This window comes from Jannaschia pohangensis, assembly GCF_900113875.1.
GTDB classification, from domain to species: Bacteria; Pseudomonadota; Alphaproteobacteria; order Rhodobacterales; family Rhodobacteraceae; genus Jannaschia; species Jannaschia pohangensis.
This window is the reverse complement of the sequence record NZ_FORA01000012.1, coordinates 1-13,515: the sequence shown is the minus strand read 5'-3', so window position 1 is coordinate 13,515 and position 13,515 is coordinate 1. Positions and strand designations below refer to the sequence as shown.

General features: G+C 66.4%; 11 protein-coding genes. All 11 read left to right on the top strand.

What is annotated here, in order from left to right; genetic code table 11:
• Nucleotides 1-45: 45 nt before the first annotated feature.
• Nucleotides 46-1,269 (top strand): PP2C family protein-serine/threonine phosphatase, encoded by a 1,224-nt coding sequence (locus tag BM002_RS18810; RefSeq protein ID WP_092785191.1) that lies wholly within the window; start codon nt 46-48, stop codon nt 1,267-1,269.
• A gap of 2 nt (nt 1,270-1,271) precedes the next feature.
• A complete protein-coding gene (locus BM002_RS18805; protein WP_092785188.1) occupies nt 1,272-2,552 on the top strand; it encodes a GTPase family protein in 1,281 nt (426 codons plus the stop codon).
• A gap of 229 nt (nt 2,553-2,781) precedes the next feature.
• Nucleotides 2,782-4,902, top strand: coding sequence for a dynamin family protein (locus BM002_RS18800; RefSeq protein ID WP_245749329.1), 2,121 nt, complete (start codon nt 2,782-2,784; stop codon nt 4,900-4,902).
• Nucleotides 4,899-5,804, top strand: a complete 906-nt coding sequence (locus tag BM002_RS18795) for a dynamin family protein (RefSeq protein ID WP_245749328.1) — start codon at nt 4,899-4,901, stop codon at nt 5,802-5,804. The genes BM002_RS18800 and BM002_RS18795 overlap by 4 nt, the downstream gene beginning before the upstream one ends.
• A 154-nt stretch (nt 5,805-5,958) precedes the next feature.
• On the top strand, nt 5,959-6,339 hold the full coding sequence (locus BM002_RS18790; protein ID WP_139212426.1) for a hypothetical protein: 381 nt from the start codon (nt 5,959-5,961) through the stop codon (nt 6,337-6,339).
• Complete coding sequence (locus tag BM002_RS18785; RefSeq protein WP_092785182.1) at nt 6,336-7,151, top strand: hypothetical protein; 816 nt, start codon at nt 6,336-6,338, stop codon at nt 7,149-7,151. The genes BM002_RS18790 and BM002_RS18785 overlap by 4 nt, the downstream gene beginning before the upstream one ends.
• A 239-nt stretch (nt 7,152-7,390) precedes the next feature.
• Nucleotides 7,391-8,989 (top strand): phosphate ABC transporter substrate-binding/OmpA family protein, encoded by a 1,599-nt coding sequence (locus BM002_RS18780; RefSeq protein WP_092785179.1) that lies wholly within the window; start codon nt 7,391-7,393, stop codon nt 8,987-8,989.
• A 124-nt stretch (nt 8,990-9,113) separates the two neighbouring features.
• Nucleotides 9,114-10,094 carry a type IV pili methyl-accepting chemotaxis transducer N-terminal domain-containing protein gene (locus tag BM002_RS18775; RefSeq protein WP_092785176.1) on the top strand — a complete coding sequence of 327 codons (981 nt, stop codon included), beginning with the start codon at nt 9,114-9,116 and terminating at the stop codon, nt 10,092-10,094.
• A 49-nt stretch (nt 10,095-10,143) separates the two neighbouring features.
• A complete protein-coding gene (locus tag BM002_RS18770; RefSeq protein ID WP_092785172.1) occupies nt 10,144-11,178 on the top strand; it encodes a type IV pili methyl-accepting chemotaxis transducer N-terminal domain-containing protein in 1,035 nt (344 codons plus the stop codon).
• 27 nt (nt 11,179-11,205) lie between these two features.
• Nucleotides 11,206-12,648, top strand: coding sequence for a type IV pili methyl-accepting chemotaxis transducer N-terminal domain-containing protein (locus BM002_RS18765; RefSeq protein ID WP_092785169.1), 1,443 nt, complete (start codon nt 11,206-11,208; stop codon nt 12,646-12,648).
• A gap of 157 nt (nt 12,649-12,805) precedes the next feature.
• A partial coding sequence (locus BM002_RS18760) for a type IV pili methyl-accepting chemotaxis transducer N-terminal domain-containing protein (RefSeq protein WP_175484973.1) occupies nt 12,806-13,515 on the top strand: 710 nt, incomplete at its 3' end.

The window sequence follows — 13,515 nt, the reverse complement described above, 5'->3', positions numbered from 1 at the left end:
CCGACACCGAGACCAAGGACACCGACGATGGGGAGGAGAACGAAGATGTGGCGATCGCCTGAACCCCGCTACGACGCCGCTTCGGCAATCGCGCAAGGTGGCCGCAGCTACCAGGAAGACGCGATCGTCACCGACTTTCCCTTCGGCATGGACAGCGGCGTTGCCGTGCTGGCCGACGGGATGGGCGGCCATGCCGCCGGTGACGTCGCCTCCAAGATCGTGGTGACCGAAGTCTACAGCGAGCTGAAATTCCAGAGCGCCAACTTCGCGGAATTCGAATCCGAGATCCCGAGCTACATGAAGGCCGCCGCCGAAGGCGCCAACCAGGTCATGCGCGAGCATGTCGAGGATCATCCCGAAACCCACGGCATGGGCGCCACCCTGGTGTCGCTCGTGCTGGTGGAACACCGGATGTACTGGATGTCGATCGGCGACAGCCCGCTGTACCTGCTGCGGGACGGCAAGCTGCAGCAGCTCAACGAGGATCATTCGCTGGCCCCGCAGATCGACTTCATGGTCGAGCAGGGCCTGATCTCCAGGGAAGACGCCCAGAACCACCCGGACCGCAACTGCCTGACCTCGGTCATCCTGGGCGGACGCGTGGCCCGGCAGGATTGCCCGTCGCGACCCTTCGAACTGAAGATGGGCGATATCGTCGTCGTCTCGTCGGATGGTCTGCAGTATCTGGACAACGCGAAGATCCAGAAGCTGCTGTACAAGTACCGCCGCAAGAAGGCCGCCGAGATCGCGGGCTATCTGCTGGAGGCGCTGGACGATCTGGGCGACCCGGAGCAGGACAACATCTCCTTCTCGGTCATCAAGCTGAACCACATGAAGCCGGTCGAGCGGAAGATCGTCGCCAAGCCCACGGGCCTGGTGGAAGCCGACCGCATGCTGACGACCCGTGTGGCCGTCCTGCCGGATGGGCCCAAGGGCCCCGATCCCAAGGAAGAGACCCCCGCCGAACCGGTGGTCGCCGCCTCTGACGGGCAGGTGCCCGGACCCGGCGAGCATCTCGAAACCTATAGCTACCGGGGCCAGAGCTATACCCGCGTGGTGCCCGACAAGACGGCCGAGACCACCGAGGACACGTCCGAGGCCGAGGCCGACGCCATCGATCCCGGCCTGACCGCGACAGAGACCACGATCCCGCCCGGAGCCGTGAGCCTCGATACGGTCGAAGACGACGCCAAGGCTGACGGCGCGGCCGCGAGCGATGAGGACGACGACGATGACGAGGGCGACCGCAAGATCGCCGTGGGGGCCTGAGCATGGCACAGGACCCCGACATCCAGGACGCCCTGGCGCGGGCCCTTTCCGAGGGCGCACTGCCCCAGGACGCCCGTGCGACCGCCCAGAAGATCCTCACCCGGCTGGAAACCCCCGTGCGCGTCACGCTCATGGGGCCGCCGGGGTCGGGCAAATCCCGCGTCCTGGCCCTTCTGGCGGGGGCCGACATCGTCCCCGACGGCGTCCGCCTGCCCACGCTGGAGCTGGTGCAGGGAACCACGGTCACGCCCCGCGCCCGGATCACGTTGCCCGACGGCACCGTCAAGATCCTCGAGGAGGCCACGCCCGAGATCATCTCTGCCTTCAACCCGGTATTCGTCGAACAGAAGATGGACCTGCCCGCCCTGGGCAAGATCTCCCTTCTGGAAGTCGTCACCGGACCCAGTGACGAAGAGCTGACGCGCGCCGCCCTCTGGGCCGCCAAGCGCACCGATGTCGCCATCTGGTGCACCCGTCGGTATCGCGCGCCCGAGCGGACCATCTGGAACGCCATGCCCGAGGTTCTCAAGGATCACGCTGTCCTTCTGGTCACCCATGCCGAGGAATTCGGAGATGCGGACGCCCGGGCCGCCGCGCTGGAACCCCTCGAAGAGGCCGTGGGCGAAGACTTCATCGCCATCCTGCCCATCGACACGCCCGAAGCGTTGGCCGCACGGGGCGAGGACGGCAATGTCGACCGCGACCGCTTCCGCGCCTCGGGGGGTCAGGCCCTGATCTCGACGGTCCTGCGCGAGGTGAAGACCGGCCGGCAATCCATGCTGGACCAGGCCGAGATCCTGTTGCGCCGCAACGGCATCGACCCGGCCCGCCAGCCCCATATGGCCAGCGAGCCGACCATGGTGCCGACACCGCTGCCGCCGATCGCGAACCCCGCGGTCTCGAAGGCCGCCAGGCCCGCGGACAGCCTGCCCGCCGAACTGCGCCCCTCCGAAGCCACGCGCGCCGCCTTCGAGGCGGCCATCGCCCGCCTGTCGAAGACCGGCGCGGAACTGGTGGCCGAAACCGACATGGTCCCGGCGGCCATCATGAAACGGTCGGTGCGGGAAATGCAGTGGCTCAGCGACCATCTCGACGACGTGGAAGCCCCTGGCGATCCGGTCCTGATCTCCCTGCGCGACAGCGCCATGGAAGCCACCGACATGTTGCAGCTGATGCAGATGGAGAAGACCGACAGCTCGGCCGTGGAAGCGATCAGCCTGATGATCCAGCTGCGCCGCAGCCTGCACCAGGGCCTGCATCTCGAAGGGGCGACGCTGCACTGAGACTCGGTGGGGCCGGGCGGGCAATGCCCCGATCCGGCCCCGCCATTGGACCCGAACCGGCATCAATCCCGGCACAAAGGTTCCAATGTCCCAATTTTCACCTTTTTTGAGCCATATCCTGAACAATGCCGGTGGGCATCTTCGACGCTGAGATACTGCGCCTGTGCCCGCTCCGGACCTCCGGACTCCGGTCATGGCCCCGCACATAGGTTCGCCCGAGGATTATCCGATGGAAATGTCGAAGATTAACGATGACGAAGTGTTGGAAGTGAACCTGCCCGCAGCCGCGTCGCAGGCGCCGATCTTTGCCGGCGCGGTTCCCGAATACCTCAGCCACGGTCTCGACCCGCTCCACGACTTCTGCGAGGAGGTCGAGGCGCTTCAGGAAATCCTGCAGGACATCGAGGCCATCGGCGGCACCGAAGTCGGCAAGAAGGTCCGCCAACTGATGGTCGAACTCGATGCCTTCGAGCCTTCGGTGACCATGATCGGCCAGATCAAGTCGGGCAAGACCACCCTGGTCAACGCGATGTCGGGTCATCCCGACCTGCTGCCCGCCGACGTGAACCCCTGGACCTCCGTCGTGACCTCGCTGCACCTCAACACACCGCGCGATCCGGGCGATCCGGGCGCGATCTTCCGGTTCTTCGACCGCGACGAATGGGATCACCTGGTCGAGAACGGCGGCCGCATCGGCGAGCTGTCGGCCCGTGCCGGCGCCGATCAGGAGCTGCAGAAGCTGCGCGAGCAGGTCGCCAAGATGCGCGAAAAGACCCGCGAGCGTCTGGGCAAGCGGTTCGAGCTGCTGCTCGGCCAGACCCATGACTACGGCGAGATCGATGACGGCCTGATCAAGCGCTACGTCTGCATGGGCGACGATTTCGACGAGATGTCGCGCGAGGAACAGCAGGGCCAGTTCGCCGACATCACCAAGTCCGCCGACCTGTTCCTGCAGGCCCCAGGCCTGCCGATGCCTTTGTGCATCCGCGATACGCCCGGCGTGAACGACACCTTCATGATGCGCGAGCAGATCACCATCCGCGCCCTGCGCGACAGCAAGACCTGCGTCGTCGTCCTGTCGGCGCATCAGGCGCTGTCGTCCACCGACATGGGCCTGATCCGGCTGATCTCGAACGTGAAATCGCGCCAGGTCATCATCTTCGTCAACCGCATCGACGAATTGCCCGATCCCGCCGCGCAGGTTCCCGAAATCCGCGCCAGCCTGGTCGACACCCTGGCCCGCAACGACGGCCCCGAAGGCGCCGCCATCATCTTCGGCAGCGCCTATTGGGCCAATGCGGTCCTGACCCAGGGCGTCGACGACATGGTCGATGACAGCGCCGCGGCGCTGCAGTCCTATGCCGCCGACCAGTTGGGGGCCGATGCCGCCGACATGGATGTGGCCGACATGGTCTGGACCCTGTCCGGCCTGCCCGCCCTCTATCACGCCATCTCCGAGCGGGTGGTCGAAAGCTCGGGCGCACGCATCCTGTCGACGATCCGCAAGCGGGCCGCCAACTATGTCGCGGGCCTGCGCGCCTCCTCGACGATCGTGTCGCTGCGCACCGGCGACGGCGACGTGCAGAAGATGTCCAACGACGAGGTCGCGGCCCTGCTCGACGGCATCCGCAAGCGTATGGTGGCCGAACTCGACACCAAGCTGGACGCCGTCTTCTCCAAGTTTTCCGAACGGGTCGATCAGGTCCATGACCGCTTTCTGGAGCGGGCGCTGGAATCGCTGCTGCAACACCTCGAGACCGAGGGTCAGGACAAGATCTGGAACTACAGCGCCGACGGCCTGCGGATGCTGATGCGCACCAGCTATCAGGTGATGCGCCGCAATTTCACCAACAGCTGCGACGATTGCTATTCCTCGGCCGCGCTGGAACTGACGACCGCCTATGGCCGCATCTTCGACGTCCAGGCCGAGAATTTCCAGGTCGAGGCGCCCGCCGCCCCCGAGACCCCGCCGCCGGTCACCCTGGCCCAGACCATCGCCCTCGACCTCAAGACGTCGTGGTGGAAGGGCTGGTGGGGACGCCGTCGCGGCTACCGCGCCTTCGCGCAGGGCTTTCACGAGCTGATCGAGGCGGAAACCGCGCCCATGGTCAACGAGCTCAAGATCGAACAGGCCCGCGAGATCCGCGAGATGGCCCAGGCCCGGCTGGAGGAATTCCTGTCCGAACAGCGCGGCGTCCTGTGGGACATCTGCGAAAAGGCCCAGATCAGCCTGGAAGAACTGCACGGGCTTTTCGGGGTTTCCGCCCAGGAAGAGCGTGAACAGCTCTTCGACCTCATCTTCGAGGAACTCGATATCGACGACATCAGCACCGGAGACGACGACCAATGACCGTGATGAGCCCTTTCTCCGACGCCGACCCGGTCGAGGTCGACGAAATCCCCGGCAAGCCCCAGGTGGACAAGCTGCGCAAGCCGCGTGTCGCGATCATGGGCGAATTCTCGGCCGGCAAATCGACGCTGTCGAACCTGCTTCTGGGGGCGCGTCCGCTGCCTGAGAAGGTGACCGCGACGCGGCTGTCGCCGGTCTGGATCGCCAAGGGCACCGGCCTGCCCTACCGCGTGGGCACCGATGGCACCGAAGAGACGATCCTGCTGGAAGACATCGAATCCGTCCCCGTCGAGGAGACCCGGGTCATCCGCATGTTCCTCGATGCCGAGATCCTGAACTACTGCGACCTGATCGACTTTCCGGGCATCTCGGATCCCAACATGGACAGCGTCGTCTGGGAGCGCGTGCTCGACGAGGTCGACATGATCCTGTGGTGCACCCATGCCACCCAGGCCTGGCGCCAGTCCGAATCCGCCGTCTGGGAGATGATCCCGGAGTCGGTGCGCGAGCGCAGCGTCCTGCTGATCACCCGCTTCGATAAGCTCACGACCGAGCGCGACCGCGCCAAGGTGCTGCACCGCGTCACCGCCGAGACCGAGGGCCTGTTCGAGGCGATCTTCCCGATCTCGCTGACCCAGGCGCTGGCTGCGGCCGACGACCCGGACAAGTGGATCGAAAGCGGCGCCGATGCCTTCGCCGATCACCTGATCGCCCATCTGCAGACCGCGATGATCGATCCTGCCGCCCCCGCATCTTCCAGCGCGGCTTCGGCCCCGGCCGAGCCCGCCCCCGCCCATCTGTCCCGACCCGGACCGGCCGAACCCGCAGAGCCCGCCGCCCCCCGCGTCGTGCCCCGCCGCGTCCGCGCCGCCGGTGGCAGCCGACCCCGGCCCGCCGTCTGACAGACCCCTCTGCCCCCGGATCCGTCCGGGTTGCACCCCGCCCCCCGTCCCTCGGGGGCGGGGTGTCGGCATTGATGCACGGGGATTCTTTCCTCTGGGCGCGTCATGGCATAGCTGTGGTGTCGAACGGGGTTTGACACGGGAATGACAGGGCATGGTCGCTGAGCTGCTTGATGGGCTGACAGCCAGGCACGGGGCGTGCCGGGTGGTGGCCTATGCCGACCTGTCGTCCCGCATGGTCCTGGTCACGAATTCCGCCGCATCCACCCCGCGCGAGGCCCTCAACGCCCTGTGCAAGGAGGCCGCCGCGGCGCTGCAGGACAATCCGCTGACCCCGCCCGAGACCTGCGATGTGGCCATCACCACGGCCCCCGACCGGGTGCAGGTCTTCCTGCGCCTGCCCACCGAGGACAGCGAGGCCCTGTGCTGCATCTGTGATCCCCACCTCGATCTGTCGGCTTTCGTGGAGGAAGCCCGCGATTGCCTGGTCCGGATCGCCGCCCCCGAAACAGACGACGACGGGGACGACGCATGACCGATGCCTTGCGCGAAAAGCTGGCCCGCCTGGCCCGCACCGACGAGGAATGGACCGTCACCGGCCGCGTCCTGGCCGCGCCCGAAGGCGCCACCCGCGAGAGCCTGTTGCAGGCCCTTCTGGACGAGATCGACGACACGGTCCTGACCGCCCGGCTGGTCTTCGGCTATGGCGGCGAGGGGCCGCGTTCGGGCCGGCTGACGGTGATCGCGGGCGGCCGACGCCTGCGCGGCATCCTGGCCGCCACTGACGAACTGGGCGCCGATCCGGACCTTCTGGGCCGGGCGCTGGACGCCGAAACCGACGCCGATGCCGGCACCGTGGGCGCGCTGTTCGACCGCTTCGTGGCCGGCGCGCTGCAGGCCGTGGCCCCGATCACCGTCATCGCCACACCCCGGCCCGAGGGGGCGGGGGCGGACCTGAGCGAAGGCGGGATCGGCGTCCGCCAGCTGGCCGCCGCCTGGGACCTGGAAGCCGACGATCCGGGCATCCCCGACATCACGCGATTGCTGACGCGCTGCGGGGCCGACCTGACGGCCAGCCTGATGCGGAACGCGGACGGAACCGAGACCGCAGAGCCCGACGCCCCGGCCGAGATCGCGGCCACCTTGGGCGACCTCGTCGCGCGCGCCGACAGCGGCAAGGACGCCGCCGCGCCGACCCTGACGATCTGGCTGCCCCACATGGGCAGCACCGCCCCGGCCCTGGGCCTGGCGCGCGGGGCGCAAGGGGGACGGCTGGCCATGGCCTTCGCCCCCGGCAATCTGGCGAAAATCCAGACGGCCTGGGTGCGGATCACCCGGAAATCCTGATTTCACCCGGGAAAGCCCCGCCCGAAAACAGAATAACCACCTGAATAGAAAAGCCTATTTTTGGTGCCTGTCCTTTTTTCAAGAGGACAGAATGTTTCCCTATTTTGCCTCAAATTGAGCAAAAAAGCCCATCATCTTCGCGATTGTATCGTCCAGACACCCGTCGCAGCAGACGCCGGCATTGGGCAAAAAAACACGCTGTCCTGACGGCGTACCGAGTACATTGAGGAGATGGACCTATGACACTCAACCGGTTTTCGAAGGGCAATACCCTCCGCGGCCTCGCACTGGCCGGAGCAGCCCTGCTTCCGACTCTCGCCCCCACGGCTGTTGCCGCCGAAGACGTGAACCTGATCTCGTCGGACGGCACGATCAACATCGTCGGCGAATTCGTCGATTTCACCGAGAACAGCTACGTCATCCGGACGGCCCTGGGCGAGCTTCGCCTGTCGGCGGCCCGCGTGCGCTGTGAAGGTGCCGCCTGCCCCGTCATCGAGACGACCAAGGCCGGGCTGCAGTTCGCAGGCTCCGACACGGTCGGCCTGGGTATCATGCCCCTGCTGCTGGAAGGCTACGGCGGCTTCCTCGACGCCGAAGTGACGGCGACCGCCACCGGCAAGGAAAACGAGCTGCTGGCCTCCATGGTCGGCGACGGCGGCTTCGGCGACGAGCTGGGCTCCTACCTGGTCAGCTCCTCGGGCTCCAGCGACGCATTCCGCGCCCTGCTCGAGAAGTCGGCCGAAATCGGCATGGCCTCGCGCCGGATCACCCCGAACGAAGCCCGCGCCCTGCGCGACTCCGGCGCCGGCAACATGGTCAGCCCCGAGAACGAGCATATCGTGGCCATCGACTCGATCGTGGTCGTCACCCACCCCGACAACCCCGTCAAGCGCCTGACCATGGTCGAGCTGGCCGGCATCTATTCGGGCCAGATCACCAACTGGTCGCAGGTCGGCGGCCCCGATCTGCCGATCAAGGTCATCGACCGGTCCTCCGACTCGGGTACCCACGCGGTCTTCGCAAGCAACGTCCTGGGTGACAGCGATGCTCCCGCCGCGCCGAACGCCCTTGTCGCCGACGACAACAACGAAGTGGCCCGCCTGGTCAACGAAGACCCCGCAGCCATCGGTTACACCGGCTATGCCTTCCAGCGCGGCACCAAGGCCCTGACCCTGGTCAACGAATGCGGCCTGGCCATGGTCCCCGATGCCTTCTCGGCACGGACCGAGGAATACGCCCTGCAGCGTCGCCTGTATCTCTACAACCGCGCGGACGCCGCCTCCGATCAGGCCAAGGACTTCCTGTCCTATGCCATGTCCAAGGATGCCGACGAAGTGGTCCTGAAGTCGGGCTTCATCGACCTGGGTGTCGAAAGCCGCCCGCAGCCGCTGGACGGCGACCGTGCCCGCCAGCTGCTCGATCCCGCAGCCGACGCCTATGAGGGCGGCCTGATGCGCGAGATGCTGGGCACGATGGTCGACTATGACCGCCTGTCCACCACGTTCCGCTTCCGCACCGGTGCCTCCAAGCTGGACGAACGGGCCGTGATCGATATGGCCCGCCTGGTCGAGTACCTCGAGAACAAGCCCGAGAACGCCAAGCTGATGTTCGTGGGCTTCACCGATGACATCGGCGCCTTCGACAGCAACCGCACCCTGTCGGTCGCACGTGCTGAGCAGGTGATGACCGAGCTCCAGGCCTTTGCCGGCGACAAGCTGGCGGGTGTCGAGATGGCCGCCATCGGCTTCGGCGAGATCGCCCCTTCGGCCTGCAACAGCTCCGACACCGGCCGCGCGATCAACCGCCGCGTCGAAGTGTGGATCCAGTCTGCCGGCTGAGACCCTTCAAGATCTGCGGGGCCACGTGAATGGCCCCGCACACCCTGTCTTGTATGAGTGCCTCACCCCCGATGTTTCCATCGGATCGTTCCGATTTTCTTCCTTATCCGAAGGTAGAACCAAGATGCCCTTTCCCCTGCCTCTTCTGCGCACGACTGCCCTTGCCTGCGCCACCGCCCTTTGCGCCACCGCCGCCTTCGCGAACAACGGCAGCACGAACCACCTGTCCGCCATTCAGGACACCAGCGCCAGCACGAGCGCCCCGGCACCCGCCGTCGACGTGACCCGCATCGTCGAGGTCAACGGATCCGAGCGGATCGACTATGCCGGCAAGCTGCGCATGCTCAGCCAGCGCATCCCCGCCTCGGCCTGCAACTGGGCCGCCGGGATCGGTGGCTGGGAATCGATCGGCTACCTCCAGGCTTCGGTCGGTGAGTTCAACCGCATCATGAACGCCCTCGAGAATGGCGATGTCTTCATCAGCATCCGCGCCCCCGAGCGCGACCGCCGCGTCCTGGGCCGCATCAACCAGATGAACACCGCCTGGGAGCCCATCAAGACCGACATGCGCGCCATGGTCGAGGCGAACGATCCGTCGATCGACCAGGTGCAGTACACGGTTCAGGCCGCGCCCAAGCTGCTCGACATCACCCAGGCCCTGGTGGGCGACCTGATCGGGGAATACGCCGATCCGACCGCCCTTCTGGCCGCGGACGCCGTGGTTCTCGACATCGTCGGTCGCCAGCGGATGATGCCGCAGATCATCTCCAAATCCGCCTGCATGGCGATGGAAGGGATCGACGCTGCCGACGCCCGCACCGAGCTGGCCGAAGCCATGGCGCTCTATGACCTGTCGATGGGGGCCCTGCAGAACGGCATGCCCGAAGTCGGCGTGACCCCCCCTCCCAACGACGCGACCCGCACCGGTCTGGACGAGATCGCCGGACGCTGGCAGGCGGTGCGCCCCCTGCTCGAGCAGGTCGCCACGGGGACCGTCCTGTCGAACGCGGATCGCGAGCATGTCTACAGCGAGATGAACCATCTCACCGCCGCCATGAACACGGTGTCGGCGGATTACGCAAAGGCCAGCAAACTGGGCCTCTGACCCCCCGGATGCCCGCTGTTTCGGGATTTGACGAGTAAAGGATGTAACGATGTTTTCCAGGACGCCAAAGAACAACACAGAGGACGCCACCCTTGCGGTGGCGTCCTCGGGCGTTTCCGATGCAGGCGGATCCTCGCCCCTTGTGGGCCCGCTGTCCTATGTCTCCAGCCGCGCCCTGGCCGGACTGGCCAGCCTGGCCGCGCTGAGCGAACCCGCCTTTTCCAAGTCGGCCGTCGATAATCCGTTGCCGATCCTGACGGATGCGCAGTTCGTGCCCGACGAAGGCGCCGCATCGCGGATGTATTACGCGGGCGAGCTGCGCATGCTCAGCCAGCAGATCCCGACCGCCGCCTGCGCCTATCACGCGGGCATTGCCACCGATGTCAGCCGTCCCCTGCTGCGCGATGCGACCGCCGCCTTCGACCGGATTCTCGATGCCCTGATCCTCGGGGACGAGGAATTGGGCATCTTCGGCGCGGAAACCGACCGGATGATCCTGGCGGATGTGAAGGCCGTCCACGACATCTGGGACCCGCTGCACCGAAACGTCGACGCCATCCTGGCCGATGGCCCCACCGACGCCGATGTCACGGCGCTGGTCGACGGGTCGCTGCCGCTTCTGAAGCTGACCGGCCACATGGTCAGCGTGGTCTCGGGTGAATACGCCGATCCGTCGATCCTGATGCAATCGGATGCCGTCATGCTCGATATCGTCGGGCGTCAGGAAATGCTGACCCAGGAGATCGCCAAGGACATCTGTATGGTCAAGATCGGTCTGAAGACCGAAGCGGCCCGCGACGAGATGCGCGGCGCCCTGCAGACCTATGACGTGACCCTGGCCGCCCTGATCGACGGGATGCCCGCCGCCGGCGTCAGCCCGCCTCCGACCCCGGAAATCGCCGCCGGTCTGGACAGCATCGCCGCCGACTGGGCCACCCTGCGCCCGCAGCTTGTCGCGGTGCTCGACGGGACCATCCCCGACGACGCCGGGCAGCTTCACATCTTCACCACGCTCAACGACCTGACGGCCCGGATGGCCGCCCTGGCCAAACTCTATGCCGAGGACAGCAAGCTCGGTCTGTAATCCATCATCAACCGCAAGGACGAGATCATGCCCCATCTACTTCGCCGCACCACGGCCTTGGCCACCCTGGCCTGCACACTCGGCCTGACCGTGGCTGGGGCCCTGTCCTTGGGCACCACACCCGCCGCAGCCCAGCAGACCGACGCCGCGGTCTATGACGGCGCCAAGGCCCGCGTGAACCGCTCGGCCAGCCTGCGGGCGCTGAGCGAGGCGATCGCCTCGGCAAGTTGCCGCATGAGCGCGGGCATCGAGACGGAAACGGCCACGCAGGAACTGGCCGATTTCCGCGACGATTTCCGCGCGATCCTGGCGGCACTGGAAAACGGCAGCGACATCATGGGCATGCCAGGCGCGGAAAAGCGGGCCCGCCTGCTCAACGTGATCCACGAGACCGAAAGCCAGTGGAACCCTATGGATGAGGCCATCGCGCATCTGCTGGACGGGACCGGGTCGCAGGCCGATACGGCCGTGATCCGCACCTCCTACAAGCCCCTGTTCGACCAGACCGTCATTCTGGCGGCGGATGTGTCAGGGCAGTACTCCGACCCGCTGGAACTGATGCAGAGCGATGCGACGGTCCTGAACTTCGCGGATCGCCAGCGGATGCTGGTCCAGCGGATGACCCGCGACATGTGCGAGCTGGCGGCGGGAACGGCCTCCGAAGGCACCCTGGAGGAACTGACCGCGACGGTCGAGCTGTTCGATCTGTCCCTGACGGCGCTGCGGGACGGAATGCCCGCCGCCGGCGTCAAGCCGCCCCCCAGTGACGCCATCAAGGCCAGTCTCTCGGCGACCTACGGGGTCTGGCAGGAAAACCACGGCATCTTCGATGCGGTCATGGCCGGACAGACGCCGACCCCCGAAGACGTGGTCGCCTCTGCACAGCTGTCGCGCGACCTGTCGGTCGCGATGAACAACGCCATCACGCTCTATCTGATCGCGACCCCGGGTCAGGACGGCGTCTATCGCGTCCCGCTCGAAGTCTATGCCCGCACCGAGCTGGCCGAATGGCTGACCGATCCGGCCCTGATCGAAGCACTGAGAGCCCAGAACAGCCAGAACGCCGATCTTTCGGAAGCCGATATCATCGCCCTCGACCAGCAGTGGCGCGCCGAGGCGGCCGCCGGTGACGGCCCGCTGATTGCGAAGCTTCTGAACGACCCCGTCTCACAGTGGCTGGCACAGCAGCAGACCGCGACCGCCGGCTTCGTGACCGAGGTTTTCGTCATGGACAACAAGGGCCTGAACGTCGCGCAGAGCGTGGAGACATCGGACTACTGGCAAGGTGACGAGGCCAAGTGGCAGCAAACCTACAGTGTCGGACCGGACGCGCTCCACATCAGCGATGTCGAATTCGACGACAGCACGGGCTTCTACCAGTCCCAGGCCTCCCTGCCGATCCAGGACCCCGACACCGGCGCCGTCATCGGTGCCGTCACCTTCGGGATCAACGTCCAGAACCTGATGTGACCTCGGGCTCCGAGGTCCGAACCCAAAGATGCGGTCCCAGGGGAGACCGCGCCAAGACCAAAGCCCGCCTGGCGGACATCGTGACCCAATATGAACAAGTAACGTGAGAACCAGTATGATTTATTTCTCTCCCCCCTCGATCCGCCAGAGCCTGGCCATGATCGGCCTGACATGCATGACCGCCCTGCCCGCGGCCGCCATGACGGGCACGCCCCTTGAAACCGAAGCACCTGTCGTGCTCGACGCCCAGTTCATCCAGGACGTGGGCGGCGGGGCACGCATCGACATGTCGGGCAAGCTGCGCATGCTCAGCCAGCGCATCGCGGCCTCCGCCTGCAACGAGGCCGCGGGCATCGCCCTGGACCAGAGCGTGCCCATGATCGCCGCCGCCGTGGCCGAATACGATCGCATCATCGCGGCGCTGGAACACGGCGACGACGAGTTGGGCATCTTCGGCGCCGAAACCAACCGCAAGATCCTGGCCGATATCCAGGCGCTGCATGCCGTCTGGGATCCGCTGCATGTGGATCTGGACACGGCGATCGCAGGCGATATCACGGCCGAGGAAGCCTTCCAGATCGAAGCCGTGTCGGACGAGCTTCTGAAGATCGCACAGCACATGGTCAGCCTGATCTCGGGCCGCTATGCCGACCCCGCCGCCCTGATGCAGGCCGATGCGCTGACCATCGATATCGCCGGCCGGCAGCGGATGCTGGCCCAGCGGATGTCCAAGAACGCCTGCCTGATCGCCTCGGGCCACGATGTGGAGGCCTCGCGCGCCGAAATGCTCGCCGCGCTGGAGATGTATGACACCTCGCTGACGGCCCTGCGGTTCGGAATGCCCACCGCCGGGATCAGCCCCCCCCC

What these genes read in the sequence shown, in the direction of transcription:
- BM002_RS18810 (WP_092785191.1), top strand. Translation starts at nt 46, where the DNA reads ATGTGGCGATCGCCTGAACCCCGCTACGACGCCGCTTCGGCAATCGCG.
- BM002_RS18805 (WP_092785188.1), top strand. Translation starts at nt 1,272, where the DNA reads ATGGCACAGGACCCCGACATCCAGGACGCCCTGGCGCGGGCCCTTTCC.
- BM002_RS18775 (WP_092785176.1), top strand. Translation starts at nt 9,114, where the DNA reads ATGCCCTTTCCCCTGCCTCTTCTGCGCACGACTGCCCTTGCCTGCGCC.
- BM002_RS18780 (WP_092785179.1), top strand. Translation starts at nt 7,391, where the DNA reads ATGACACTCAACCGGTTTTCGAAGGGCAATACCCTCCGCGGCCTCGCA.
- BM002_RS18785 (WP_092785182.1), top strand. Translation starts at nt 6,336, where the DNA reads ATGACCGATGCCTTGCGCGAAAAGCTGGCCCGCCTGGCCCGCACCGAC.
- BM002_RS18800 (WP_245749329.1), top strand. Translation starts at nt 2,782, where the DNA reads ATGGAAATGTCGAAGATTAACGATGACGAAGTGTTGGAAGTGAACCTG.
- BM002_RS18790 (WP_139212426.1), top strand. Translation starts at nt 5,959, where the DNA reads ATGGTCGCTGAGCTGCTTGATGGGCTGACAGCCAGGCACGGGGCGTGC.
- BM002_RS18765 (WP_092785169.1), top strand. Translation starts at nt 11,206, where the DNA reads ATGCCCCATCTACTTCGCCGCACCACGGCCTTGGCCACCCTGGCCTGC.
- BM002_RS18770 (WP_092785172.1), top strand. Translation starts at nt 10,144, where the DNA reads ATGTTTTCCAGGACGCCAAAGAACAACACAGAGGACGCCACCCTTGCG.
- BM002_RS18795 (WP_245749328.1), top strand. Translation starts at nt 4,899, where the DNA reads ATGACCGTGATGAGCCCTTTCTCCGACGCCGACCCGGTCGAGGTCGAC.